Annotated in this window: 26 protein-coding genes and 1 pseudogene; 18 read left to right on the top strand and 9 right to left on the bottom strand. The window is 63.5% G+C overall.

The features are described from left to right. Positions 1-17 precede the first annotated feature (17 nt). Both bioF and bioB read right to left on the bottom strand, forming a co-directional pair. A complete protein-coding gene (gene bioF, locus HQN78_RS16700; protein ID WP_235085004.1) occupies positions 18-1,172 on the bottom strand; it encodes an 8-amino-7-oxononanoate synthase in 1,155 nt (384 codons plus the stop codon). 116 nt (positions 1,173-1,288) lie between these two features. Further along, positions 1,289-2,270: pseudogene (bioB, locus tag HQN78_RS16705) on the bottom strand (biotin synthase BioB). 144 nt (positions 2,271-2,414) lie between these two features. On the opposite strand from bioB, the gene HQN78_RS16710 reads away from it, so the two are divergent. From HQN78_RS16710 to HQN78_RS16720, 3 genes are all read left to right on the top strand, one after another. After that, entirely contained in the window at positions 2,415-3,125 is a 711-nt protein-coding gene (locus tag HQN78_RS16710; protein ID WP_235085006.1) for a ComF family protein, read from the top strand. A gap of 40 nt (positions 3,126-3,165) precedes the next feature. Continuing rightward, positions 3,166-3,630: a tRNA (cytidine(34)-2'-O)-methyltransferase gene (locus tag HQN78_RS16715; RefSeq protein ID WP_081555202.1), complete on the top strand. Its 465-nt coding sequence runs from the start codon at positions 3,166-3,168 to the stop codon at positions 3,628-3,630. Between the two features lie 132 nt (positions 3,631-3,762). Beyond that, the gene (locus HQN78_RS16720) at positions 3,763-4,635 is read left to right on the top strand and encodes a septal ring lytic transglycosylase RlpA family protein (RefSeq protein ID WP_107797786.1); all 873 of its coding nucleotides are present in this window, start codon (positions 3,763-3,765) and stop codon (positions 4,633-4,635) included. Between the two features lie 179 nt (positions 4,636-4,814). Here HQN78_RS16720 and yihA read toward each other — a convergent pair whose 3' ends face one another. Next, a complete protein-coding gene (yihA, locus tag HQN78_RS16725) occupies positions 4,815-5,447 on the bottom strand; it encodes a ribosome biogenesis GTP-binding protein YihA/YsxC (protein WP_107797785.1) in 633 nt (210 codons plus the stop codon). Positions 5,448-5,538: 91 nt separating this feature from the next. Here yihA and HQN78_RS16730 point away from each other — a divergent pair, with 91 nt between their 5' ends. From HQN78_RS16730 to HQN78_RS16755, 6 genes are all read left to right on the top strand, one after another. Beyond that, complete coding sequence (locus HQN78_RS16730) at positions 5,539-6,156, top strand: cytochrome c (protein WP_107797784.1); 618 nt, start codon at positions 5,539-5,541, stop codon at positions 6,154-6,156. Between the two features lie 167 nt (positions 6,157-6,323). Next, positions 6,324-8,342, top strand: coding sequence for a cytochrome c biogenesis protein ResB (locus tag HQN78_RS16735; RefSeq protein WP_235085009.1), 2,019 nt, complete (start codon positions 6,324-6,326; stop codon positions 8,340-8,342). Next, positions 8,342-9,487, top strand: a complete 1,146-nt coding sequence (ccsB, locus tag HQN78_RS16740) for a c-type cytochrome biogenesis protein CcsB (protein WP_107801571.1) — start codon at positions 8,342-8,344, stop codon at positions 9,485-9,487. Before HQN78_RS16735 ends, ccsB begins: the two co-directional genes overlap by 1 nt. 136 nt (positions 9,488-9,623) lie before the next feature. Continuing rightward, positions 9,624-11,204, top strand: a complete 1,581-nt coding sequence (locus tag HQN78_RS16745) for a TerC family protein (RefSeq protein ID WP_227106442.1) — start codon at positions 9,624-9,626, stop codon at positions 11,202-11,204. After that, a complete protein-coding gene (locus HQN78_RS16750; RefSeq protein WP_227106440.1) occupies positions 11,191-11,550 on the top strand; it encodes a GIY-YIG nuclease family protein in 360 nt (119 codons plus the stop codon). The genes HQN78_RS16745 and HQN78_RS16750 overlap by 14 nt, the downstream gene beginning before the upstream one ends. Before the next feature lie 75 nt (positions 11,551-11,625). Further along, positions 11,626-11,967, top strand: coding sequence for a hypothetical protein (locus tag HQN78_RS16755; protein WP_199225780.1), 342 nt, complete (start codon positions 11,626-11,628; stop codon positions 11,965-11,967). A 204-nt stretch (positions 11,968-12,171) separates the two neighbouring features. Here the strand turns inward: HQN78_RS16755 and HQN78_RS16760 are convergent, their stop codons facing one another. From HQN78_RS16760 to HQN78_RS16785, 6 genes are all read right to left on the bottom strand, one after another. Beyond that, on the bottom strand, positions 12,172-12,906 hold the full coding sequence (locus tag HQN78_RS16760; protein ID WP_235089846.1) for an amino acid ABC transporter ATP-binding protein: 735 nt from the start codon (positions 12,904-12,906) through the stop codon (positions 12,172-12,174). 5 nt (positions 12,907-12,911) lie between these two features. Further along, positions 12,912-13,586, bottom strand: a complete 675-nt coding sequence (locus tag HQN78_RS16765; protein WP_107797779.1) for an amino acid ABC transporter permease — start codon at positions 13,584-13,586, stop codon at positions 12,912-12,914. Further along, entirely contained in the window at positions 13,583-14,323 is a 741-nt protein-coding gene (locus HQN78_RS16770) for an amino acid ABC transporter permease (protein ID WP_235085013.1), read from the bottom strand. Before HQN78_RS16770 ends, HQN78_RS16765 begins: the two co-directional genes overlap by 4 nt. Positions 14,324-14,485: 162 nt before the next feature. Further along, a complete protein-coding gene (locus HQN78_RS16775; RefSeq protein ID WP_019102383.1) occupies positions 14,486-15,391 on the bottom strand; it encodes a glutamate/aspartate ABC transporter substrate-binding protein in 906 nt (301 codons plus the stop codon). 126 nt (positions 15,392-15,517) lie between these two features. Next, positions 15,518-16,315 (bottom strand): 16S rRNA (adenine(1518)-N(6)/adenine(1519)-N(6))-dimethyltransferase RsmA, encoded by a 798-nt coding sequence (rsmA, locus tag HQN78_RS16780; RefSeq protein WP_235085016.1) that lies wholly within the window; start codon positions 16,313-16,315, stop codon positions 15,518-15,520. Between the two features lie 176 nt (positions 16,316-16,491). Beyond that, a complete protein-coding gene (locus HQN78_RS16785; protein WP_235085020.1) occupies positions 16,492-17,670 on the bottom strand; it encodes a Bcr/CflA family efflux MFS transporter in 1,179 nt (392 codons plus the stop codon). Between the two features lie 19 nt (positions 17,671-17,689). On the opposite strand from HQN78_RS16785, the gene HQN78_RS16790 reads away from it, so the two are divergent. From HQN78_RS16790 to HQN78_RS16830, 9 genes are all read left to right on the top strand, one after another. After that, entirely contained in the window at positions 17,690-17,845 is a 156-nt protein-coding gene (locus tag HQN78_RS16790) for a hypothetical protein (RefSeq protein WP_158274200.1), read from the top strand. 73 nt (positions 17,846-17,918) lie between these two features. Then, positions 17,919-18,515: a nucleoside triphosphate pyrophosphatase gene (locus HQN78_RS16795; RefSeq protein ID WP_107797774.1), complete on the top strand. Its 597-nt coding sequence runs from the start codon at positions 17,919-17,921 to the stop codon at positions 18,513-18,515. A gap of 17 nt (positions 18,516-18,532) precedes the next feature. Beyond that, positions 18,533-20,029 (top strand): ribonuclease G, encoded by a 1,497-nt coding sequence (rng, locus tag HQN78_RS16800; protein ID WP_235089848.1) that lies wholly within the window; start codon positions 18,533-18,535, stop codon positions 20,027-20,029. Positions 20,030-20,036: 7 nt separating this feature from the next. Next, positions 20,037-20,747: a TIGR02117 family protein gene (locus HQN78_RS16805; RefSeq protein WP_235085022.1), complete on the top strand. Its 711-nt coding sequence runs from the start codon at positions 20,037-20,039 to the stop codon at positions 20,745-20,747. A gap of 34 nt (positions 20,748-20,781) precedes the next feature. Next, complete coding sequence (cysE, locus tag HQN78_RS16810; protein ID WP_107797772.1) at positions 20,782-21,561, top strand: serine O-acetyltransferase; 780 nt, start codon at positions 20,782-20,784, stop codon at positions 21,559-21,561. Continuing rightward, positions 21,558-22,361: a DUF3658 domain-containing protein gene (locus HQN78_RS16815; protein ID WP_235085024.1), complete on the top strand. Its 804-nt coding sequence runs from the start codon at positions 21,558-21,560 to the stop codon at positions 22,359-22,361. The genes cysE and HQN78_RS16815 overlap by 4 nt, the downstream gene beginning before the upstream one ends. Positions 22,362-22,495: 134 nt before the next feature. Next, positions 22,496-23,338, top strand: coding sequence for an isopenicillin N synthase family oxygenase (locus tag HQN78_RS16820; RefSeq protein ID WP_107797770.1), 843 nt, complete (start codon positions 22,496-22,498; stop codon positions 23,336-23,338). Positions 23,339-23,615: 277 nt separating this feature from the next. Further along, the gene (locus tag HQN78_RS16825; protein WP_019102374.1) at positions 23,616-23,846 is read left to right on the top strand and encodes a DUF2061 domain-containing protein; all 231 of its coding nucleotides are present in this window, start codon (positions 23,616-23,618) and stop codon (positions 23,844-23,846) included. A gap of 118 nt (positions 23,847-23,964) precedes the next feature. Then, on the top strand, positions 23,965-24,492 hold the full coding sequence (locus HQN78_RS16830) for a GbsR/MarR family transcriptional regulator (RefSeq protein WP_107797769.1): 528 nt from the start codon (positions 23,965-23,967) through the stop codon (positions 24,490-24,492). Positions 24,493-24,658 lie beyond the last annotated feature (166 nt).

Here is a 24,658-nt window from a genome sequence, read left to right on the forward strand (position 1 = left end):
CCCATGGGCGCGTCGGCTCAGGACGCCGCGGCGTGCTGAATACAGGACAGCAGGCGCTGCAAGTGTTCCGGCTGGTGCATGGCCGACAAGGACAGACGCAAGCGCGCCGTCCCTGCGGCCACCGTGGGCGGGCGGATCGCCGGCACCCACAAACCCTGGTCGCGCAGACGGGCGGCCAAGGCCAACGCCTGTTCATCGCTGCCTATGATAAGTGGCTGAATCGGCGTTCGGGAAGCCCCTGCGGAGTATTTGGACTCGGATAGTCCGGATTTGATGATTGCTATCGATTCGCGCAAGCGCGCGCGCCGCTCGTCGGCCTCGGCGATCAGGCGCAGGCTGGCCAAGATCGCACAGGCCAGCGCCGGCGGCTGGGAAGTGGTGTAGATATAGCTGCGGGCCGCATTGATCAGCCATTCCACCAGATCAGCGCCGCCGGCGATGAAGGCGCCGGCCACGCCGGCGGCCTTGCCCAGGGTCGCCATGTAAATCAGGCGCGGGCTGGACAGGCCGTGCTCGGCCAGCGCGCCGCGGCCCTCGCCCAGCACGCCGAAACCATGGGCGTCGTCCACGTACAGCCAGGCCTCGTAACGCTCGGCCAGCGCCAAGAGCGCGGGCAGCGGCGCTTCGTCGCCGTCCATGCTGTACACCGACTCCACCGCGATCAGCTTGGTTTTGGCGTCGGACTCGGCCAGCAAGCGCTCCAGCTGCGTCAAATCGTTGTGATGGAAGCGTTTGAACTCGGCGCGGCTCAGCCTACAGGCGTCGTTCAGCGAGGCGTGGTTCAGCCGGTCGGCGAACACTGCGTCGCCGCGATCCAGCAAGCTGCTGACAATCGCCAGATTGGCCGCGTAGCCGGAGCCGAACAATAATGCCGCCGGCTGGCCGACGAATTCCGCCAGCGCCTCCTCGGCTTCTTGCTGCACGCTGAAGTGGCCGGCCAGCAGATGCGATGAACCGCCGCCCACTCCCCAACGCTCGAGACCCTGCTGCGCGGCGCGCACCAGGGCCGGGTGATCGGCCAGCCCGAGGTAATCGTTGCTGGCGAAAGAAACATAGGAACGTCCGTCCACCACCACTTCAACCCCCTGCGGGCTGTCGACGACCGCGCGTTGGCGGCGGCGGTGGGTGGCGGAAAGATCCATCAGGGCGGCAGGCAGGTCTTGAAAGCGCATATCGGCTCGAAATATCCCGTGTAAAGGGCTTGGCGGAAACCGGCCTCGCCGTCCGCCCAAGCTATTCCTTATATATACATTTTTTACATCGCCCGCGAATCCGCCGCCCAAACCGCTCAAAGCGGCGTCAGATCAAGCTTTTCCAGCAAGAGCCGGTCGGCGTCCACCTCGGGTTGCCGGTGGTCAACAGCTTGTCGCCGTAGAAGATGGAATTGGCCCCGGCCAGGAAGCACAAAGCCTGCGTGGACTCATCCATTTCACGGCGTCCGGCGGACAATCGCACATAGGTTTTGGGCATCACGATGCGGGCCACCGCGATGGTGCGCACAAACTCGGTCCAGTCCAGCGGCGCGGCGCCTTCCAGCGGCGTGCCCTCCACCTTGACCAGCTTGTTGATAGGCACCGATTCCGGTTGCGGCTCAAGATTCGCTAGCTGTGCAATCAGACCTGCGCGATCGTTGCGGGTTTCATTCATGCCAACAATACCACCGCAGCACACCGACAGACCGGCGCTGCGTACTTTTCCCAAAGTGTCGAGGCGGTCTTCGTAGTCGCGCGTGGCAATGATATCGGAATATTTGTCCGGCGAGGTGTCCAGATTGTGATTGTAATAATCCAGGCCCGCCGCCTTCAGTTTTTCCGCCTGGCCTCCCTTCAGCAAACCGAAAGTGGCGCAGGTTTCCAGGCCCAAGGCTTTGACTTCCTTGACCATTTCCAAAGTTTTCTCCAAGTCCGCGTCCTTGGGCCGCGCCAGGCCGCGCCCATGCAAAAGCGGCTGGCGCCGTTGGCCTTGGCCGCGCGCGCGGCGCTCAAAACTTCATCAACCGTCAACATCGGCTGATTGGGCACCGGGGTGTCGTGATGCGCCGATTGCGGACAGTAGCCACAGTCCTCCGGACAGCCGCCGGTCTTGATGGAAATCAGCGTGGACAGCTGCACTTTGGCGGGGTCGAAAAACTGACGATGAATCTCGGCCGCGCGAAACACCAGCTCCATGAAGGGCAGCGCCAGCAGGGTTTCGATTTCCGCCACAGTCCAGCTGGGAGACTCCGGGTGCGGGGTGGCGGAAGGCTTGAATTCGATAGCGGAAGAATGCATGGTCTATCCTGGCTGTGGTCGCTGTCCGGCGATGGAAGACCTTGATCAGGCAAGGATAATTCCGGCTGGCGCCGTCAGGACCGTCAGAGTGCCACGCCCGGCCGGGCGTGGGGCGAATCAGCGCATCTTGCTGGGGAGGGCGCCATGCTGTCAAACATGACAAGCCTCATAATTGACAAGTGCACAATATTTAATCAACCCTGCTGGCTCTGCGGGGATTGGCGGGCAAGCCGGGGTTTCTGCGCCGACTGCCGCCGCCGGCTGCCGGCGCTGCCGCCAGCGCAATGCGCGCGCTGCGCCGAACCCCTGCCGGTTTCCGGCCTGTGCGGCCAATGCCAACGCCGCCCGCCCGCCTTCGACGCGCTGTACGCGCCCTACTGCTTCGACTACCCGCTCGCCGCGCTGATCCACGCCTTCAAATACGGAAAACAGCTGCAGATGGGCGCGGCGCTTAGCGGCCTGCTCGCCGATTTCGCCCGTCCGCGCCGCCAAGACTATCACCTTGTCATTCCCGTTCCACTGGCAAAAGAACGACTTGCCGAGCGCGGTTTCAATCAAAGTCATGAGTTGGCAAAAGCATTCGCTGCTACAATGGCGAGCCGTTTGAGCGCCGAGGTTTGTTGGCGAAAATACAACACTCCGTCCCAGGCCTCGCTCGGGCGCGCCGAACGCCGGAAAAACCTCCGCCATGCTTTCGGCGTAAATTGCCGCTGTGACGGGCTTTCCATCGCCATTGTCGATGACGTCGCCACCAGCGGCGCCACCCTGTCGGCGCTGGCCGAAATTTTGAAAAAACAGGGGGCAAAACGGGTCGATGGCTGGGTGCTCGCCAGGGCCTTTTCTCCTAAAACTTGACCAAGATTTTGATTCTTTGGAACAATCCAGGCTGCCAACGATGTTCACTGTAATTCTTTTTCAGCCGGAAATACCGCCCAACACGGGCAATGTGATTCGTTTATGTGCCAACACCGGCTGTGAACTGCATCTGGTCAAACCCATGGGCTTCCCTTTGGAGGATGCCAAGCTGCGACGCGCGGGACTCGATTACCACGAGTACGCTCGCGTAGTGGTTCATGAGGATTGGGCGGCTTGTCAAGAGACTTTGCGCGGACGGCGTATTTTCGCCGCCACCACCAAGGGCTCCGAGCGCCATGACCGGATATCCTATCAACCTGGGGACGTTTTTTTGTTCGGTCCCGAATCCCGCGGTCTGCCGCCTGAAGTGCTGGAGTCATTGCCTCCCCAGCAGAGGATTCGTTTGCCGATGCGTCCAGAATCAAGAAGTCTCAATCTTTCGAACGCGGTCGCGGTGACGGTGTTCGAGGCTTGGCGACAGCTCGATTTCGCAGGGGGAAGCTGAAGCGGTTCGCAGATCGGCCCAACAAGGGACTCTGGAAAGCCTGGACTTGGCGCTTGCAAGCAAGCGCGAAGCGCCGACGTTGAAACGGCGCGCCAAGGTTTTGCAGTGGTTCCGACAGCATAAGGGAGATCTATGCAATCAGTACTCCGATGGCTGTGGCTTGTGTTCGTCAGTCTCGTACTCGTGGCCTGTTCCACCGTGAAGACGGCCAGCGCCACCAACCAGTCGGCGTCCTCGTCGACCGGCAACAAGAAAACCGTTGCCAAGAATGGAGCTTATTTCCAGAACGATGGTCCCGCGGACCATATCCCGGTCAACCTGAACCTGGTGCCGGACGCCGTGCCGCAGGAAGAGCCGCTGATCAAGTCGGCCAATCTGCCCTACACGGCGCTGGGGATGAGCTTCCGTCCCGACACGCGCGAAAAGCCCTATCAAGCCACGGGCCGCGCCTCCTGGTACGGCAAGCAGTTCCACGGCCGCAAGACGTCCTCCGGCGAGAAATACGATATGTTCGCCATGACCGCCGCCCATCCTACGCTGCCGATCCCGAGCTACGCCCGGGTCACCAATCTGAACAACGGCAAATCCGTGGTGGTGCGCGTCAATGACCGCGGCCCCTTCCACAAGAGCCGCCTGATGGACCTGTCCTACGCGGCGGCCTACCGCCTGGGCTTCATCAAGCAAGGCAGCGCCAAGATCGCCATCGAACGCGTATGGCCGGACGCCGGCGGCGAGAACATCGCCAGCACCCGTCCCGTCAACACCGCGCGACGCGTAGAAGACACGCCCAAGTATCTGCAACTGGGCAGCTTCTCCAAACTGTCCAACGCCGAGGCGATGGTGCAGAAAATGCTGGGCGAGATGGACGACAAGTACGAGTCCAAACTTGGCATCGTGAATCAGGAAGGCGTCTACAAAGTGCGCCTGGGGCCTTTCCGCTCCAGCGACGCGGTGCGCAACGCCGCCGAGAACCTGCACGTAGAGACCGTAGTCACCAGCTTGTAAGCCATCAAGCCGGGTTCATGACAAAGGCGAAGGAGAAATCTCCTTCGCCTTTTTCGTTTCCGCCGCCGATAAAAAACCCCGGCAAGCTGCTGCCGGGGTAAGCCTGATCAATCCAGGCCCCGCTCAGGGAGGCAAGCGGGAGGTGTTGGCCACCTGCTTGTTTAGGTGCGGGCCTGTTCCTAAAGTTCCGGCGGCGCGGCCTCGTCCGCGGCCGGCTGTCCCATGTACTGCTCGAACCAGCCGTTCACCACCCGCTCCACGTCCTCTACCCCGCTTTTCTTCAGGCTGGAGAACATCTGCACGCTGACGTCCGGATAGTCTTTCAGCTCGCTCTTGACCAGGGCCAGCACCTTGGATTGCTCCTGGCGCGACAGTTTGTCGGCTTTGGACAACAGGATATGCACCGGTCGCCGGTTCACCCGGAAGAACTCCAGCATCTTGCGGTCCAGCTCTTTCAAAGGATGGCGCGCGTCCATGATCAACAGCAGACCGATCAGGCTCTGGCGCGACTGCAGATAGCGTCCTAGCAGTTCCACCCAGTGCGCGCGAACCGCTTCAGGCACCTCGGCATAGCCATAACCGGGCAAATCGACTAGAAAACATTCGTTACCCAGCTCAAAAAAATTGATGTGCTGGGTGCGGCCCGGCGTCTTGGACACCCGCGCCAGGCGGCCGTGATTGGCCAATGTGTTGATGGCGCTGGACTTGCCGGCATTGGAGCGCCCCACGAAAGCGACCTCCGCTCGGGTAGGCGGCAAGTCCTTCATGTGGTTGACGGTGGTATAAAATCGGGCGTTTTGAAAAGTCGACATAGTAGTAAGGGTGAAATCAGTTGGTATAGAATAGCAGGTTTGAAATTGCCACTTTTACAGATATTTAGGGATAGCCCCTAAAGGAGCGACCATGAAACGTATGATGCTGTTGGCGATGGCGGCTGCAACCCTGGCCGGAAACGCGTTGGCGGCTGCGCCGGTAGCCGTCAAGGCGGACCCGGTGAAGGCCAAACAGATCGTAGAAACGGTTTGCGCGGCTTGCCACGGCACTGACGGCAACAGCGTAGCCGCGGCCAACCCCACGCTGGCGGGTCAGAACGCGCACTATCTGTACACCCAGTTGAAGGCGTTCAAGGCCGGCGTGCGCAAGGACCCGACCATGCTGGGCATGGCCTCCATGTTGTCCGAGGACGATATGCGCAATGTCGCCGCCTACTACAGCGAGCAGAAGCCGAAGGACCGCGAAGCCTCCGACAAGGCGCAAATGCCGCTGGGCGCCAAGATTTACCGCGTCGGGAACGCCGGCACTCAGGTTCCCGCCTGTATGTCCTGCCACGGTCCCGCCGGCAAGGGCCTGCCCGACCAGTATCCGCGTCTGGGCAGCCAGCACGCCGGCTACATCGTCAAGCAGCTGAACGAATTCAAGGGCGGCGCGAACCGCAAGAACGGCCCGATGCAGGACATCGCCAATCGCATGAGCGACGCCGAAATGAAAGCGGTGGCCGAATACATTTCCGGCTTGCGCTAAGCGTTGAGCAGCCCGGCCGCACCGGCCGAGCCTGACGGCCCCTCAGGGGCCGCCCCTGCGGGGGCTCCGCCGCCCGCGCTCCGGGGCGCGCCGGCAACTTTGCCCGGCACGCCGGCTCAAAAGGGAAGACCCGTCCACGGGCTTTCCTTTTTGCACTTTACGCCACTATGAAAAAAACTAGCCGCAACAGCCTGGCTCACGCCTGGTATGAGTTGCTCAGTTCGATGCGATTCGCCATCGGCCTGCTGACCATCTTGGCCATCGCCTCGGTGATCGGGACGGTTCTGAAACAGAACGAACCCTATCCCAACTACGCTTTCGAGTTCGGGCAATTCTGGTTTCAAGCGTTTGAATGGCTAGGCTTGTACGACGTCTACCATTCGGCGTGGTTCCTCACCATCCTCACCTTCCTGGTGCTGTCCACCAGCTTGTGCATTCTGCGCAACGGTCCCGGCTTCATCAAGGACATGCGCGCCTACCGCGAAAAAGCCTCCGACAACTCCCTGGCGGCGATGAAGCACAGCGTCAGCTTCCAGGCCGAAGGCTTCGACGCCGACGCCGCGCGCGCCTATTTGCAGGCGCAAGGCTTCCGCCTCAAGGAGCAGCCTCGCGCCAACGGCGGCCTGGTGCTGGCGGCCAAGAAGGGCGCGGCCGGCAAGCTCGGTTATTTCTTCGCCCACATCGCGCTGGTGGTGATCTGCATCGGCGGCCTGCTGGACGGCAACCTGCCGCTGAAAATCGGCGAGCTCACCGGCCGCGTGGTGCCGGAGACCCGCGACGTGCCGCAAAACCAGATTCCGGCGGCCAGCCGGCTGGGCTCGAACAATCTGTCCTTCCGCGGCAACGTCACCATCGCGGAGAACAAGAGCGCCGACGTCACCTTCCTCAACGCCGGCAACGGCTATCTGGTGCAGGAACTGCCCTTCATCATCACCCTGAAGAAGTTCCACGTCGATTACTACAGCAACGGCATGCCCAAGCTGTTCGCCAGCGACATCGTGGTCACCGACAAGGCCAGCGGCAAAACCACCGAGGCCACGGTCAAGGTCAACCACCCGCTGATCGTCGACGGCATCGCCATCTACCAGTCCAGCTTCGGCGACGGCGCGTCCCCGCTCAAGTTCAAGGCCTGGAATCTGGCCGCGCCGCAAGCGCGTCCGACCGAGATTCCGGCGGTGTCGATGTCCAGCCAGCCGCTGAAAGCCAACGGCAAGGACTACACGCTGGAAGTGGGCGAGCTGCGCGTCTTCAATATCGAAAACATCGGCAAGCCGCAGGAAGGCCAGCGCACGCTGTCGCAGCGCATGCACGACGCGCGCGAGGTCAAACAGGACAAGCAGCTGAAAAACCAGGGCCCGTCGATCAGCTTCAAGCTGCGCGACGCCCAGGGCCAGGCGGTGGAGTTCATGCATTATATGGCGCCCATCCAGCAGGACGGCGCCAGCTATATGATGGCCGGCGTGCGCAAGACCGTGGCCGAACCGTTCCAGTACGTGCGCATCCCCTTGGACGAGGAGATGAGCGTGGAGCGCTTCATGCGCCTGCGCGCCGCCTTGCTGGACCCGGCGCGTTACGACGAGATCGCCCGCCGCGCCGCGCACAAGGCGCTGAAAGGCGACGCCATCAGCCCGGCGATGCAGCAGCAGTTCACCGACAGCGTCAAATGGGTGCTGGCGCGCTTTGGCGACAGCGGCTTCGTCGGCCTGGAGAAATTCCTGGACGACCGCGTGCCGCAGGACAAGCGCCAGGCGGTGGCGCAAACCTATATCAAGATCCTGCAAGGCGCGGTGGTGGACGTGATGTCGGTGGCCGACGAAAAAGCCGGCCTGCCGCCGATGAAGCTGGACAGCGAGCATTACCGCTTCTTGCTGGACAGCCTGGTGGCGGCCAGCTCGCTGCACGACTACGGCGCGCCGGTCTTCCTGCAGCTGGAAGGCTTCGAGCAGGTGCAGGCCTCCGGACTGCAATTGACCCGCTCGCCCGGCAAGACCTTGGTCTATCTGGGCTCGGTGCTGCTGGTTTTCGGCATCATCCTGATGTTCTATGTGCGCGAGCTGCGCCTGTGGGTACGCGTCAACGGTTCCAAAGTACGGGTCGCGATGACGTCAAACCGGCATAATCGCGATCTGGACGGCGACTTTGCGCGCCATACTCAACTTATCAAACAGCTGGTACGAGGTGCATGATGGAACTGGCCCACGCTTCTTTCTCGCGGCAGCCGCTACTGAAACGGCTGACCCCGGCCGACTGGCTCTACGCGCTGCTGGTGCTGGCCGCCGCCGGCTACAGCTACGCGCTGTACAACCATTACATGGACGGCTACGAACAGGCCATCCTGGCCGGCTCCGCGCTGGGACTGATCGGCCTGGGCTGGTTCTGGAAAGCCTGGCGCTGGTTCTTCCCGCTGGCCGGCTGTATCTCGCTGCTGGCGATCCAGGTGTATCAGCACGAGCTGGCGCGCGGCCAGACCGCCTTCCTGCTCAAATACATGCTGTCCAGCCAATCCTCCATCATGTGGATGTGCACGCTGTTCTTCCTGGCCGCCTTCTCGTATTGGGCCGGCTTGCTGACCCGCTCCGACACGCTGAACCGCATGGGCAGCGGCCTGACCTGGGCCGCGTCGGTCATGGGCCTCGCCGGCCTGTTCACCCGCTGGTACGAAAGCTATCTGATCAGCCCGGACATCGGCCACATCCCGGTCTCCAACCTCTACGAAGTCTTCGTACTGTTCACGCTGATCACCGCGCTGATGTATCTGTACTACGAGGCCAAGTACGCGGCGCGCCAGATGGGCGCCTTCGTGCTGCTGGTGATCTGCGCCTCGGTCGGCTTCATCCTGTGGTACACCTTCGACCGCCAGGCCCATGAGATCCAGCCGCTGATCCCGGCGCTGCAATCCTGGTGGATGAAGATACACGTGCCGGCCAACTTCGTCGGCTACGGCGCCTTCGCCATCGCCGCCATGCTCGGCATCGCCGAACTGCTGGCGCTGAAGGGCTGGCTCAAGGACAAGCTGCCGCCGGCCGAAGTGCTGGACGAGGTGATGTACAAGGCCATCGCCGTCGGCTTCCTGTTCTTCACCATCGCCACCATTCTGGGCGCGATGTGGGCCGCCGACGCCTGGGGCGGTTACTGGAGCTGGGACCCGAAGGAAACCTGGGCCTTGATCGTGTGGCTGAACTACGCCGCCTGGCTGCACATCCGCCTGGTCAAGGGCTGGCGCGGCGCGCCGCTGGCATGGTGGGCGGTGGTGGGCTTGTTCGTCACCAGCTTCGCCTTCCTCGGCGTCAATATGTTCCTGGCCGGCCTGCATTCCTACGGCGGCTTGTAAACCGCCTCCCGAGCCACCCCGCCTCGGCGGGGTTTTTTCTTGCCGCCGCGGCCGGGCGCAATGGATTTTTGTTAATCGCGCCCCGACTGTGCTATTTTTACCCCGTTTTTATCTATAAGGAATCTTCGTTTTCATCATGGACGTTTCGTGGCTGTCTGACCCTTCCGCCTGGCTTGGCCTCCTCACGCTGATCATCCTGGAGGTGGTGCTGGGCGTTGACAACCTGATCTTCGTCGCCATCCTGGCGGAAAAGCTCCCCCCGCACCAACGCGACCGCGCCCGCATCACCGGCCTGTCGCTCGCCCTGATTATGCGTCTCGTGCTGCTGGCCAGCATCTCCTGGCTGGTGACGCTGACCTCGCCGCTGTTCCACGTGCTCAGCCAGCCCTTCTCCGGGCGCGATCTCATCATGCTGGGCGGCGGTGTATTCCTGTTGTTCAAAGCCACCACGGAACTGCACGAACGCCTGGAAGGCGTGGATGAAGTGAAGAGCAACGGCCAGAAGGCTTACGCCGCCTTCGGCACCGTCGTCGCCCAGATTCTGGTGCTGGACGCGGTATTCTCCATCGACTCGGTAGTCACCGCCATCGGCATGGCCGAACACCTGCCGGTGATGATGCTGGCCGTCATCGTCGCCATGCTGATGATGATCGCCGCCAGCAAACCGCTGACCGCCTTCGTCAACGCCCACCCCACCGTGGTGATGCTGTGTCTGGGCTTCCTGCTGATGATCGGCTTCAGCCTGGTGGCGGAAGGCTTCGGCTTCCATATTCCCAAGGGCTATCTGTACGCGGCCATCGGCTTCTCGGTGCTGATTGAAGCCTTCAACCAGGTGTCGCAGGCCAATCGCATCCGCTACCTGAACCGCAACCAGTCCTTGCGTGAACGCACCGCCAACGCGGTGCTCAGCCTGATGGGCAGCAAGCTGACCAGCCCCAGCGCCGACGAAGGCAAGGTGGAGGACAGCAAGGACGCCGAGCCGCAGGAAGCTTTCGCCCAAAACGAACGCGCGATGATACACAGCGTGCTGACCCTGGCCGAGCGGCCGATCCGCGTGATCGCCACGCCGCGCGCCGACGTGCACCGCCTGGACCTGAGCCAGAGCCAGGACGCGCAGCGCAAAGTGCTGCGCGACAGTCCTTACTCGCGGCTGGTGGTGATCAAGGACGGCAGCATCGACGAGCCTCAAGGCATCGTCGCGCGCAAGGACTTGCTGACCCAGTTGCTGGATGGCGGCGAAATGAATATCGACGCCGCGCTGCGCCAGCCGCTGGTGCTGCCGGAAACCGTCACCGTGCTCAAGGCGCTGGAGAGCTTCCGCCAGCACTCGGCGGACATGGCCTTCGTGGTCAACGAGTTCGGCAGCCTGGAAGGCATCGTCACCCAGAAGGACTTGATGGAGGCGATCGCCGGCGAGTTTCCGGAGGAACACGAGCGTCACGAACTGCCGGCCATCGTGCCGCAGGCCGACGGCAGCTTCGACGTGGAAGGCAGCCTGGAACTGGTGACGCTGGAGCAGCACATCGTGCTGGGCGACTTCGAAGACGAAGACTTCCACACTGTGGCCGGCCTGCTGATGGACTGCCTGGAGCGCATTCCGCGCGAAGGCGATGAAATCACCGTCGGCGAATGGAAGCTGCGCGTCACCGTGCAAAAGGGCAACCGCACCGAACGGGTGCTGATCAGCCCGCTGGCCAATCTGGATGCCAGCATCTAAATCCGCCGACGCGCGGGACACGCAGGGCCGGGCTTCCCCCCGGCCCTGGTTTTTATATGTGCTGCGCTGCCGCGACGGCGCGCTCTACACCGGCGTCACCACCGACGTGGCGCGCCGCTACGCCCAGCACGCCGCCGGCAAGGGCGCGCGCTACACCCGGCTCAACCCGCCGCAGGCGCTGGCCCTGGTGCTGGTCTGCGCAGGCCGCTCCGAGGCGCTGAAGGCCGAATACGCGTTCAAGCGGCTGGACCGCGCCGCCAAACTGGATTTTCTGAACCGCCATGCGCCCGCGGACGGAGATTTCTTAGTTTTCATGTCTAAGCCCGCCGCGGGCAACACAGATTAAACAGCCTTAACAAACACTTGCCCTGCCCCCTTCTAGGATGACATCTGGCAATCATTGCCATCCCAGGAGATCAAGATGAAAACGAACGCTCGCCCCCTGCTGCTGACCGGCCTGCTCGCCGCCAGCCTATTGCTCGCCGCCCAGGCCCGGGCCGAATCCGAATGGCAGAAGGAGCATCCGCGCCGCGAGGAAGTCAATCAGCGCCTGCATCATCAGGACCGCCGCATTCACCGCGAACTGAAGGAAGGCAAGATCAGCCGCGACGAAGCGCGCAAGCTGCACGGCGAAGACCGCGACATCCGCCAGCAGGAGCAGGACATGGCCAAACTCGATCACGGCCACATCACCAAGCAGGAGCAAAAAACGCTGAATCAGGAGGAGAACCAGGTCAGCCAACAGATCAAGAACGGCAACTGATCGCTCCGTCCAAACGAAAAGCCCGCCAAACGGCGGGCTTTTACTTTGACCAGAACCTGGCTTAGAACCTGTTTACGACCTGCTGCGCATCGGCGATACGGCGTTGAAACCGAGCTCAAAATGCTCATGTACCACCTGTACATTCCGCTTTTTCTCTCGTTTTCGCCTTGTCTCGCCTTAGCTCGCGAGATCGTGAATAGGTTCTTAGTGCTGCAATATCTTGGACAGGAAGTGACGGGCGCGCTCGGAACGGCCGTCCAGATTGCCGAAGAACTCGTCCTTGTCGCAATCCTCCACGATATGGCCCTGGTCCATGAAGATCACGCGATTGGCCACGCGGCGGGCAAAGCCCATCTCGTGAGTCACGCACATCATGGTCATGCCCTCGTGCGCCAGTTCGGTCATCACGTCCAGCACCTCGTTGATCATCTCCGGGTCCAGCGCGCTGGTGGGCTCGTCGAACAGCATCGCGATCGGATCCATCGCCAGCGCGCGCGCAATCGCCACCCGCTGCTGCTGGCCGCCGGACAGCTGGCTGGGAAACTTGTCGGCATGCGCCTTCAGCCCCACCCGGTCCAGCAATTTCAAGCCCTTGTCGCGCGCCTCGTCCTGGCCGCGGCCCAGCACCTTGACCTGGGCGATGGCCAGATTCTCGGTAATGGACAGATGCGGGAACAGTTCGAAGTGCTGGAACACCATGCCCACGCGGCTGCGCAGCTTGGGCAGATCGGTCTTGGGCGCCCCCACCGAAATGCCGTCGACGATGATCTCGCCCTTCTGGAACGGCTCCAGCGCGTTCACGCACTTGATCAGGGTGGATTTGCCGGAGCCGGACGGCCCGCACACCACCACCACCTCGCCCTTGGCGACCTGGGTGGTGCAATCGGTCAGGACCTGGAACTGGCCATACCATTTGCTGACTTGCTTCAGGGAAATCATTGCGCTCATACAGCCAACCTCTTTTGCATACGCTTCACCAGCCGCGAAGCGCCGAAACTGATCACGAAATAGACTGCGCCGGCAAACAGCAGGAACTCATGCGGCAAGCCGACGACGTCGCCCTTGGAGCGGGCGGTGTTGAGAAAATCCATCAAGCCGACAGCGTACACCAGCGAAGTATCCTGGAACAGGATGATGGACTGTTGCAGCAAGAGCGGCGTCATCTTGCGAAAGGCCTGCGGCAGAATCACCAGACGCATCACCTGGCCGTAATTCATGCCCAGCGCGTAGGCGGCGCCGGCCTGTCCCTTGGGAATGGCCTGGATGCCGGCGCGGACGATCTCGGAGAAATACGCCGCCTCGAACATCACGAAAGCCACCAGGCAGGAAGTGAACGCCCCCACCGGCTCGAAATTGCCGGTGATCCAGTTCAGCAACAGCGGCACCACCAGGTAGAACCAGGAGATCACCAGCAATAGCGGAATCGAACGGAAGTAATTGACGTAGAACTTGGCCAACGGCGCCAGCACCCGGTTGTCGGACAGCCTGGCCAGCGCCAGCAGAGTGCCCAGCACCACGCCGCCCACCACCGCCATCACCAGCAGCTTCAGCGTCAGCTGCATGCCCTGCCACAGTCCCGGCAAGGCCGGGCCGATCTGGCTGAAATCGAAATCCATCATTTGCCCCCCATCATGCCGGGAATGCGCACCCGCTGTTCAATCCAGGCCATCAGCGTCATCAGGCTCATATTGAGCACAAAATAGATGATGGTGGCCAAGGTAAAGGCCTCGAAGATGTTGGCGGAGAACTCCGCGGTCTGCTTGGTCTGCGCCAGCAGTTCCATCAGGCCGATCAGCGAGGCCACCGAGGAGTTCTTGAAAATATTCAGAAACTCGCTGGTCAGCGGCGGAATGATGATGCGGAAAGCCTGCGGCAGCAACACGTGGCGATAGGTTTGCGCCAGGGAGAAACCCATGGCCAGCGAAGCGTTGCGCTGCCCCAGCGGCAAGGCTTCGATGCCGGTGCGCACCTGTTCGCACACCCGCGCCGCGGTGAACAGGCCCAGACACACCACCACCGACAAGAAGGCGGATGTGGCCGGCGCCAGGTCCTGCTTGAACCAGATCTGCGCGCCCTCGGGCAGCAGGTCCGGGATCAGGAAGTACCAGACGAATAATTGCACCAGCAAGGGCACATTGCGGAACAACTCGACATAGGCGGCGGCGATGCCGGCCACCCAGCGATTCGGCACCGTGCGCATCACGCCCAGCACCGAGCCCAAGGCCAGGGCGATCGCCCAGCCGGCCAGCGCCACGGCGATGGTCCAGCCCAGGCCGGTGACGAACCAGTTCAGATAGATCTCGCTACCCACCCCGGTGGACTTGAAAAACACCATCCAGTCCCAGTGGTAATTCATGCTTCACTCCCACAACGCCAGCCCGCCGGGCGCGCTCATGCGCAGGCGGGCCGCGGCCGGCGCAAACGCCCGGCCACACACAAAGAAAGCGGGTACGGCCACGCGCCCCGGGCTCCGCGCCAGACAGCGGGGAGGACGGGGCGGCGGCGCGCCAACCGCGACTTACATCTGCTCGGCAGACTTGTCGGTCGGCTTGGCGATCAGCTCCTTGAATTCATCGGACATCGGGAAGTTCAGGTTCAGGCCCTTGGGCGGCACCGGGCTGGTGAACCACTTGGCGTAGATCTTGTTGACCTCGCCGGACTTGAAGGTGTTGCTCAGCGCGGCGTCCACCACCTTCTTGAAGGCGGGGTCTTCCTTGCGCATCATGCAGCCGTAGATCTCGTAGGACTGGGCCTTGCCGGTCACCACCCAGTTGGCCGGGCTCTTGGCCTTGGCCATCTCGCCGTAGAGCAGCGCGTCGTCCATCATGAACGCCGCGGCGCGGCCGGACTCCAGCATCAGGAAGGATTCGCCGTGATCCTTGGCCGAGATGATGTTCATGCCCAGCTTCTTGTCGGCGTTCATCGCCTTGATCAGGCGCTCGGAGGTGGTGCCGGCGGTGGTCACCACGTTCTTGCCCTTCAGATCCGGAAAGTCCTTGATGCCCGAGGTCTTGGCGGTCAGCAAACGGGTGCCGATCTCGAAGATGCCCACCGAGAACGCCACTTGCTTCTGACGCTCCACGTTATTGGTGGTGGAGCCGCACTCCAGGTCCACGGTGCCGTTCTGCACCAGCGGGATGCGGGTCTGCGAGGTCACCAGATTGTACTTGACCTGCAGGTTGGGCATTTTCAGCTCTTTTTTCACCTGCTCGACCACTTTATTGGCCAAGTCCACCGAGTAGCCCACCGGCTTCTGGTTGTTGTCGTAGTAGGAAAACGGAATGGACGCGTCGCGGTTGCCCAGGACGATCACGCCGGAATCCTTGATCTTCTTCAGGGTGCCGGTCAGTTCGGCTGCCATGGCCGGAGCGGCGCAGAAGGCGCCCAGAGTGGCGGCACAGATCAGGGTGGAGCGAATACGCATGAAGTTTCTCCTTTTTCACTTCCTGTGATAGACAGCCCCCGCCGACAAGGACGGGGACGGACGACTCTTTGTAGTGCGGCGGGCGCTGAACGCCCGCTCGTATTTTTTTACGTTGCCAAAGCCCCGTTACTGACGTTTGGCCTTGTGGCCTTTCGCGCTCAGATAATTGGCCAGGCGGACGTAATCCTCCACCGGCAGATTCTCCGGCCGCAATCCGGGGTCCATTTCCAGCGCGGCGAAACTCTCCGCGTCCAGCAGGCCCTTCAGATTGTTCTTCAGCGTCTTGCGCCGCTGCGAGAACGCCGTGGTCACCACCTGCTCCAGCAGAAGCTCGTCGCTGGCCACGCCGCAGCGGCCCGGCGCCGGAATCATCCGCACCACGGCGGAATCCACCTTCGGCGGCGGCCAGAACGCTTCCGGCGGCACGTGCAGGATATTCTCCATTTCAAAACGGTACTGCAACATCACCGTCAGCCGGCCGTAATCGGCGGTGGACGGCTCCGCCACCATGCGTTCAATCACCTCTTTTTGCAACATGAAATGCATGTCGGTGACTTTCTGGCCGTAAGTGGCCAGATGGAACAGCAAGGGCGTGGAAATATTGTAGGGCAGATTGCCGACGATCTTCAGCTTGCCCTCCGCCACGGAGGCGAAGTCGAAGGCCAGCGCGTCGCCGGCGTGGATGCTCAGGCGCTCGGCCGGAAACTCCTTTTGCAGGCGGCTGATGATGTCGCGGTCGATCTCCACCACGTGCAAGTGCTTGAGCGCCGCCAGCAGCGGCTTGGTGATCGCGCCCAGGCCGGGACCGATTTCGATGACGACGTCGTCCGGCTGCGGGTTCACCGCATGCACGATGTTGGCGATGACGCTGGCGTCTTGCAGGAAATTCTGGCCGAAACGCTTGCGCGGAATATGTTTGTTCATGAAATCTGCTAATCAGTGCAAAGAACGGAGAAGCGCCGGGTGATTTGCCGCCGCGCCTCATTGTCGAAGTCAACTCTCAAATTTGGGCCAATTGTCTGCCGATTGTAGGCTGCCCGACAAGAGCTAAAGCCGGACCCGCGCCACAAATCTCACAATACATGCCAAACGCTTGAAAATCAGTGAGGATTTTCCCGAATCGCCGCCGCGGGCCGGGTCAGCCAGCGGCACAGGCCGGCCAGCAGCAGGACCGTCGCGCCCAGCGCCCATTCGCCCGGCAAGGGCAGCGCCGCGAGCCCCGCCGACACGGCGGCGGCGAACAGCATCTGACCGCAGCCCAGCAAGGCGGCAGCGCGGCCGGCGCCCTGGGAAAACGGCGCCATGGCCATGCCGCTGGCCGGCCCCAGCGTCCAGGCGAAGCCCACGCTCAGCACGCCGATCGGCAACATATAATGCCAAGCGCCCGGCTGGCCGGACAGCGCCAGCAGCAATACGCCGGCCAGCAACATGATGTTGAGGCCGTAACGCAACATCGCCTTCTGGCCGAAGCGGCCGATCAGCTTCAGACCCAGGAAGCTGGCCGCCATCACCAAGAGAGCGTTGCCGCCGAACAGCAGGCCGAAGGTGGTGCTGCCCACACCGCCGCGCTCGATCAGCACCGCCGGCGCCAGCGTCACATAGCTGACGATCAAGGCCAGCGCCGCGCAGCAGCAAGCGCCGTAACGGCGCAGCGCCGGCGTCGCCAGCACCTGGCGCATGCCCATCGCCGGGCCGGCGGCGCTGGAAGCCGCGGGCCGGGTTTCCGGCATTTTCCAGGCCAGCCACGCCGCCGCCAGCACCGCGCTGCCGGCCAGCGCCAGAAAGCAGGACTGCCAGCCCCAGCGCGCGGTCAGCCAGCCGCCCAGCAAGGGCGCCATCGCCGGCACCACGTTCAGCGCGGCGTTGAGCAGGCTGTAGCGCTGGGCCGCCGCGTTGCCGGAGAAGCAATCGCGCACCAGGGTGAACGCGCACACCGAGCTGGCGCTGGCGCCCAGGCCTTGCAGCGCGCGCAGGCCCAGGAAACCGCCCAGGCTGTCGCTGCGGCTGGCCAGATAGGCCGCCGCCGCATACAGCAGCAGGCCGCCCAGGGCCACCGGCTTGCGGCCGATCCGGTCCGCCAGCGGGCCGAACAGCAACTGCCCCAGCCCCAGGCTGAAGATGAACACGCTGAGGCTGATCGCGACGTCGGCCTGGAAATGCCGCTGCATCGCCGGCATCGCCGACAGGTAAAGATCGATGCCCAAGGGATTGAACAGGATCAACAGAATGGCCGCCAAAGTGGCGGCGCGGGCAAACGGGGAAACGCTGGACTTGGGCATCGGGGTATGACGACAGGAGATGGGGAAGCAAGCCGCCATGATACCGGGCAGCGCGCTCCGCCGCAGCAGGCCGCCGGAAAAAAACCCGTCCGCGCGCCGCTTCCACGCCTTTAAAAACAGGAAATTGACGCCATTTGAATGGGAGCTTGCCGGCCTGAAAACGCCCGGCGTCTGATGGATTCGATGGTTGCGGCATCACGCGTCTGGTAACCTAGACGACGACCGAAAGAACAAATGAGCAGACTATCATGACCGCAAATGACACCCGGATTTACCTGTCTTCCGGCAGCCCGCGCCGCCGCGAAATTCTGGAACAGTTGGGCATGCACCTGGAGCGCATCCACGCCGACATCGACGAATCGGTGCGGCCCGGCGAGTCCGCCGTCGCCTATACCGAACGGCTGGCGCTGTCCAAGGCCGAGGCCGGCTGGCAGGTGGTGGAGTCTTGCGGACTGCCGTCCCGGCCCTTGCTGGCCGCCGACACCACGGTGGCGATGGACGGCGAAATCTTCGGCAAGCCGGAAAACGCCGACGACGCCCGCCGCATGCTGCGCGCCTTCTCCGGCCGCGGCCATCAGGCCATCACCAGCGTGGCGGTGCGCGAAGGCGAACAAGTCAGACTCAAGACCTCGGTGACCGAGGTGTTCTTCCGTCCGCTCAGCGAGCAGGACATCGAGCGCTATCTGGACAGCGGCGAGCCTTTCGACAAGGCCGGCGCTTACGGCATCCAGGGCAAGGCCGGCGTCTTCGTCGAGCGCATCCACGGCAGCCACAGCGGCGTGATGGGCCTGCCTATCTTCGAAACCGCGGCGCTGCTGAGCGAATTCGGCTTTCAGTTTCCATGAGCGCGCGGGGAACCACCATGCTGCATCAATCGATACCCCTGCCGCGCGATCTGCCGCGCCCCAAAGAACAAATCCTGGTCAACATCACCCCGCAGGAAACCCGGGTCGCGGTGTTGGAAGACGCCGTCGTCCAGGAGCTGCACGTGGAGCGCGCCGCCAGCCGCGGCATCGTCGGCAACATCTACCTGGGCCAGGTCAAGCGCGTGCTGCCCGGCATGCAGAGCGCCTTCATTGAAATCGGCCTGGAGCGCGCGGCCTTCCTGCACATCGCCGACGTGCTGGAACAACGCCAGCACCCGACCGAGCCGCAACGCATCGAAAAAATGCTGTTCGAAGGCCAGACCGTGCTGGTGCAGGTGATCAAGGACCCGATCGGCACCAAGGGCGCGCGCCTGTCCACTCAGATCTCTCTGGCCGGCCGCTTCCTGGTTCACCTGCCGCAGGAAGAGCACATCGGCGTCTCGCAGAAGATAGACAGCGAAAGCGAGCGCCACAATCTGAAATCCAGGCTGGAAAAGCTGTTGCCGGCCAATAGCCCGCGCGGCTACATCATCCGCACCAGCGCCGAGACCGCGCGCGACGACGAGCTGGCCGCCGACATCGACTACCTGTCCAAGCTGTGGTCCGACATCCGCCACAAGTCCCAGCACCTGCCGGCGCAAAGCCTGCTCTACGAGGACCTGCCGCTGGCGGTGCGCGTGCTGCGCGACATGGTCAGCGACTTCACCGACAAGGTGGTGGTGGATTCCACCGAGAACTACAGCCGCATGGTGGAGTTCGCCGAGCAATACGTGCAGATCGCCGTGGACAAGATCGAGCGCTACAGCGGCGAACGCCCGCTGTTCGAGCTGCACGGCATCGAAGCCGAGATCGACAAGGCGCTGGCGCGCCGCGTCAACCTCAAGTTCGGCGGCTATCTGATCATCGACCAGACCGAAGCGATGACCACGATAGACGTCAACACCGGCGGCTTCGTCGGCAACCGCAATTTCGACGAAACCATCTTCAAGACCAATCTGGAGGCCACCCAGACCATCGCCCGGCAACTGCGGCTGCGCAATCTGGGCGGCATCATCATCGTCGACTTCATCGACATGGACAACGACGAGCACCAGTCCGCGGTGCTGGCGGAGCTGGCCAAGGCGATGGCGCGCGACCGCACCCGCGTCACCCTCAACGGCTTCACCAGCCTGGGCCTGGTGGAAATCACCCGCAAACGCACCCGCGAAAGCCTGGCCCACGTGCTGTGCGAGCCCTGCCCCACCTGCCAGGGCCGCGGCGAGATCAAGACCGCACAAACCGTGTGCTACGAGATCCAGCGCGAGATCGTGCGCGAGGCGCGCCAGTTCGACGCCAAGGGCTACCGCATCCTGGCCGCGCAATCGGTGATCGACATGTTCATAGACGAGGAATCGCAAAGCCTGGCGATGCTGATCGACTTCATCGGCAAGCCGATCTCGCTGTCGGTGGAATCCACTTACACCCAGGAACAATTCGACGTCGTCCTGTTGTAAGCCGCGCATGCCATCCCGCCCGCCCCGTCCGGCGGCCCGGCTGCCGCGCCTGTTGTCCCGCGCGGCGCTGGGCCTGCTGGCTCTGATCGCCCTCTATCTGCTCGCCGCGCTGACCCTGGGCCTGTTGCCGGTCAACCGGGACTGGCGGCCGGCCGAGTCCGGCATACCGGTCTACCTGGACAGCAACGGCGTGCACGCCGGCCTGCTGCTGCCCCGCCGCGCCCCGGGCATGGACTGGGACGAGACCTTTTCCCCGCGCCATCCGCGGACCGGGGCCAATCTGGACAAACTGCCCTATGTGGGCATAGGCTGGGGCAGCCGCAGCTTTTACCTGGAAACGCGGAACTGGTCCGACCTCACCCCAGGCAAGGCGCTCTACGCGCTGTCCGGGCTGGACGGCGCCGTGCTGCACGTGGAATACCTGCCGACGCCGCGCGAAGGCGCCGCCACCCGGCGCCTGCTGCTCGCGCCGGAACAATACCGGCGGCTGACCAGCTTCATCCAGGCCGCCGTCGCCCGCGACGCGGCCGGCCAGGCCCTGTGGATGCCGGGCTATCATTATCATGATCAGGACGCGTTTTACCTGGCCAACGGCCGCTACAGCCCGTTGACCACCTGCAACCAGTGGGTGCGCGACGCGCTGGCCGTCAGCGGCGCGCGCACCGCCTGGTGGTCCCCGTTCGACCGCGCACTATTCTGGCAATTGAAAGACCGCTGAGGCGCGCCGCCCCAGCGCAAGGGAGTTTCGCAAAATGAACGAAGCAAACGGCGACCCGCTCTGGTCCGCCATCCGGCGGGAAGCCGAACAAGCCGCGCAAGACGAGCCCATGCTGGCCAGTTTCCTGCACATGACCGTGCTGCGCCACACCACCCTGGAAGACGTGCTGGCCTTCCACCTGTCCAGCAAGCTCGCCAGCCCGGTGATGGACGCCCGCGCGCTGATGGAATTGTTCCGCGAGGCGCTGGACGCCGATCCGGCCATCAGCGCCGCCGCCCGCGCCGACATCAGCGCCTGTTTCGACCGCGACCCGGCCTGCGACAACTACTCCACCCCGCTGCTTTACTTCAAGGGCTTCCACGCCATCCAGTGCCAGCGCATCACCCACTGGCTGTGGCGGGAGGAGCGCAAAACCCTGGCGCTCTTTCTGCAGAACCGCATCTCCGAAGTCACCGGCGCCGACATCCACCCGGCCGCGCGCATCGGCCAGGGCGTGATGCTGGACCACGGCACCGGCGTGGTGGTGGGCGAAACCGCCGTCATCGGCGACAACGTCTCGCTGCTGCAGGGCGTGACCCTGGGCGGCACCGGCAAGGAACACGGCGACCGCCATCCCAAGATCGCCGACGGCGTGCTGATCGGCGCCAACACCTCCATTCTCGGCAACATCCTAGTGGGCGCCTGCGCCAAGATAGGCGCCGGCAGCGTGGTGCTGGAAGACGTGCCGGCCCACACCACCGTGGTCGGCGTCCCCGCCCGCGTGGTGGCCCGCGCCGAAGGCACCCCGGCGCTGGACATGGACCAGCGCGTATGAGCGCGGAGCGGGTTCACCTCGCCGTCGGCGACTCCGCCGCCGGCATGCTGAACGCGCTGCGGCGCGACGGCCTGCTGGACGGCGAGGTCCTGCCCTTCATCGAAGACCTGAGCGCCGGGCCGCTGCTGGACGCCGACGCCATCGATCAAGGCCTGCGCCTGGCCTGGCATCAGCAACTGCTGCAGGCCCAGCCCTGGCTGCCGGAATACGAGGACGATTGGCTGCGCCGGCATCAAGCCGGCCGCAAAGCGCTGCTGCGGCTGCTGGAGCGGCCGCGGCCGCTCACCGTCTGGCAAGGCCGCAACGCCGGCGACCGCCTGGCGCTGGCGCTGCTGGCCGAGCAACTGCCGGCGGACTGCCCGTTGACCGTCTGCGCCGCGCCGGAGCCCGTCTGGCAGGCCGGCGACGAGATGGCGGAATGGAGCATGGCCATGCTGCCGCTGGAACGGCTGGCGGATTGCCGGCGGCGGGAGCGCCCGCTGGCGGCCGGCGAACGCCAGGCGCTGGCCTCGCAATGGCGCCGCTGGCGCGAACGCGGCCAAGGCCTGCGCCGCCTGCAAGACGATGACGTCGTCGAAGCGCCGCTGGACCGCTACGACGCGCTGCTGCTGGAACTGAGCGGCGAGCAGCCGCGCGCGGTGTCCCGCCTGGTCGGCGACGCCCTCGTCCACATCCGGGAAGCGCTGCTGTCCTCCGACATCCTGTTCTGGCGCGTCCAGCAGTTGCTGCGCGCGGGCCGGCTCCGCGCCGAAACCATGGCCGGCGGCGGCTCCTCGCCCTTCATCCGCGCCGGCGGCTGAACCGACGTTGCCGCGACGCGACACCCCCGCGGCCCGCGCTTGGTGATGCCGGGAGCCGCGGGTAAAATCCCAGCCCTCGGCGCCTGCCCCGCCATTGAATGGCAGCGTCCTGCAATCCTCAGGAACCCCACCCCATGAATGTCAGAGTTGTCGACTACCACGCGCCGGACGCGGCGGAACAATTCACCCGCTCCCTGCACGAAACCGGCTTCGGCGTGCTGGTCAACCATCCGATCCCGCAAAGCCTGGTGGAAAAGATCTACGCCGACTGGCTGGCCTTCTTCAACAGCCAGACCAAATACGACTACGCCTTTTCCATGGAACGTCAGGACGGCTGGTTCTCCCCGGAGGTATCGGAAACCGCCAAGGGCGCAAGCCTGAAAGACATCAAGGAATACTTCCACATCTACCCCTGGGGCCGCGTACCGCCGGAACTCAAGGCCGACGCCGACCACTACTACGCCGTCGCCAACCAGCTGGCGCAGGAGCTGCTGTCCTGGGTGCAGCAATACACACCGGCCCATATCGCCGCCAGCTACACCGAGCCGCTGTCCCACATGATCGCCGACAGCCAGAAAACCCTGCTGCGCGTGCTGCGCTATCCGCCGCTCACCGGCCAGGAGCCGGCCGGCTCGCTGCGCGCCGCCGCCCACGGCGACATCAATCTGCTGACCATCCTGCCCGCCGCCAACGAGCCCGGCCTGCAAGTGCAGGACAAGCAAGGCGAATGGCTGGATGTGCCCTGTGATTTCGGCACCCTGGTGGTCAATATCGGCGACATGCTGCAAGAGGCTTCCGGCGGCTACTATCCGTCCACCCAACACCGCGTGGTCAACCCCAGCGGCGAAGGCGCGACCAAGAGCCGCATCTCGCTGCCGCTCTTCCTGCACCCGCGTCCGGAAGTGGTGCTGTCCGAACGCTATACCGCGGACAGCTATCTGAACGAGCGCCTGCGCGAACTGGGCGTCAAGATGTAAGAACCGCCGCGCGTCGCGCGGCGTAACCCGGTGGGTGCGGCTTCGCAGCCTCATCCATCGTCCCCTTGCCGCAACGCCTTGTCTCGTCTGCGCTCGCGCGATCGTGAACTGACGGCAAACCCCTCGCAGCGGCGGCTTCCCACCGCCGCTGGCGGCCATCCGCAATCAAATCCAAAAGTTCATTAGTAAAATGCTATCGCTCTGAACAAAATATTCAACTGGCCCACTCAAATGATAATGACTATCATTCAATAAATACTCAACGTGGAGCCCTGCCATGCTCAAGACCATTACTTTCGCCATCTGCCACTTCACCGTCGCCTTCAGCGTGGCTTATCTGCTGACCGGCAATATCGGCGTCTCCAGCCTGCTGGCCCTGGTGGAACCGCTGGTCAACACCGTGGCCTATTACTTCCACGAGAAGGTGTGGGACCGCATCCGCGGCCGCAAGGCCCAAGCCGCCGAAACCGGCGCCGCCGGACACAACGCCCTGTTCCATCAGCACTGACGCCAACGGCGCCGCGCCCCTGTCCGGGCGCGGCCTTGCTCTCGCGGCGCTTCGTCCCGCTCCATGCCAATGAATTTCTGTATTGACAGAAATTTCGGAAACAACTATCGTAAGCACCATGGAACTGACACCCGTATCCCAACGCTTCGTGCTGCACTGGGGCGAAATGGGCACCCGCTGGGGCGTGAACCGCACCGTCGCTCAAATACACGCGCTGCTCTTCATCACCGGCCGCCCGCTGAACGCCGAAGAACTGGCCGACACCCTCAACGTGGCCCGCTCCAACATCAGCAACAGCCTGAAAGAACTGCAGAACTGGCAACTGATCCGCATCGTGCACGTGCTGGGCGACCGCCGCGACCACTTTGAAACTTCGGGCGACGTTTGGGAACTGTTCCGCATCATCGTGGCGGAGCGGCAGCGCCGTGAAATCGAGCCCACCCTGCTGGTGCTGAAGGAATGCATGGACAGCCCGGACTTCCAGCAGGAGAGCCCGCTGGCGCAGGAACGCATCCGCAACACCTGGCAGTTCATGGACACCCTCACCTCCTGGACTAGGGAAATGCTGCGCTTGTCCACCGCCACGCTGAGCCGGGTGCTGAAGATGGGCGCCAGCATTCAGAAACTGCTGGGACGGGATAAATAAGTTCGCCGCGCACGCGGGCGGCGCCGGGCGGCCTTGCGCCGCCGGGAACCCCGCGCATTTTTTTTGCCATCGCATTTCTGTTTTGACAGAAATTTCAGAAACAAAGGAGAACACCATGAGCGGATTCATCACCAGCATGATCATCGTCCCCCTGCTGTGCAGCCTG

Origin of the sequence: Chromobacterium sp. Beijing (genome assembly GCF_021496765.1) — a bacterium.
Taxonomy (GTDB): domain Bacteria; phylum Pseudomonadota; class Gammaproteobacteria; order Burkholderiales; family Chromobacteriaceae; genus Chromobacterium.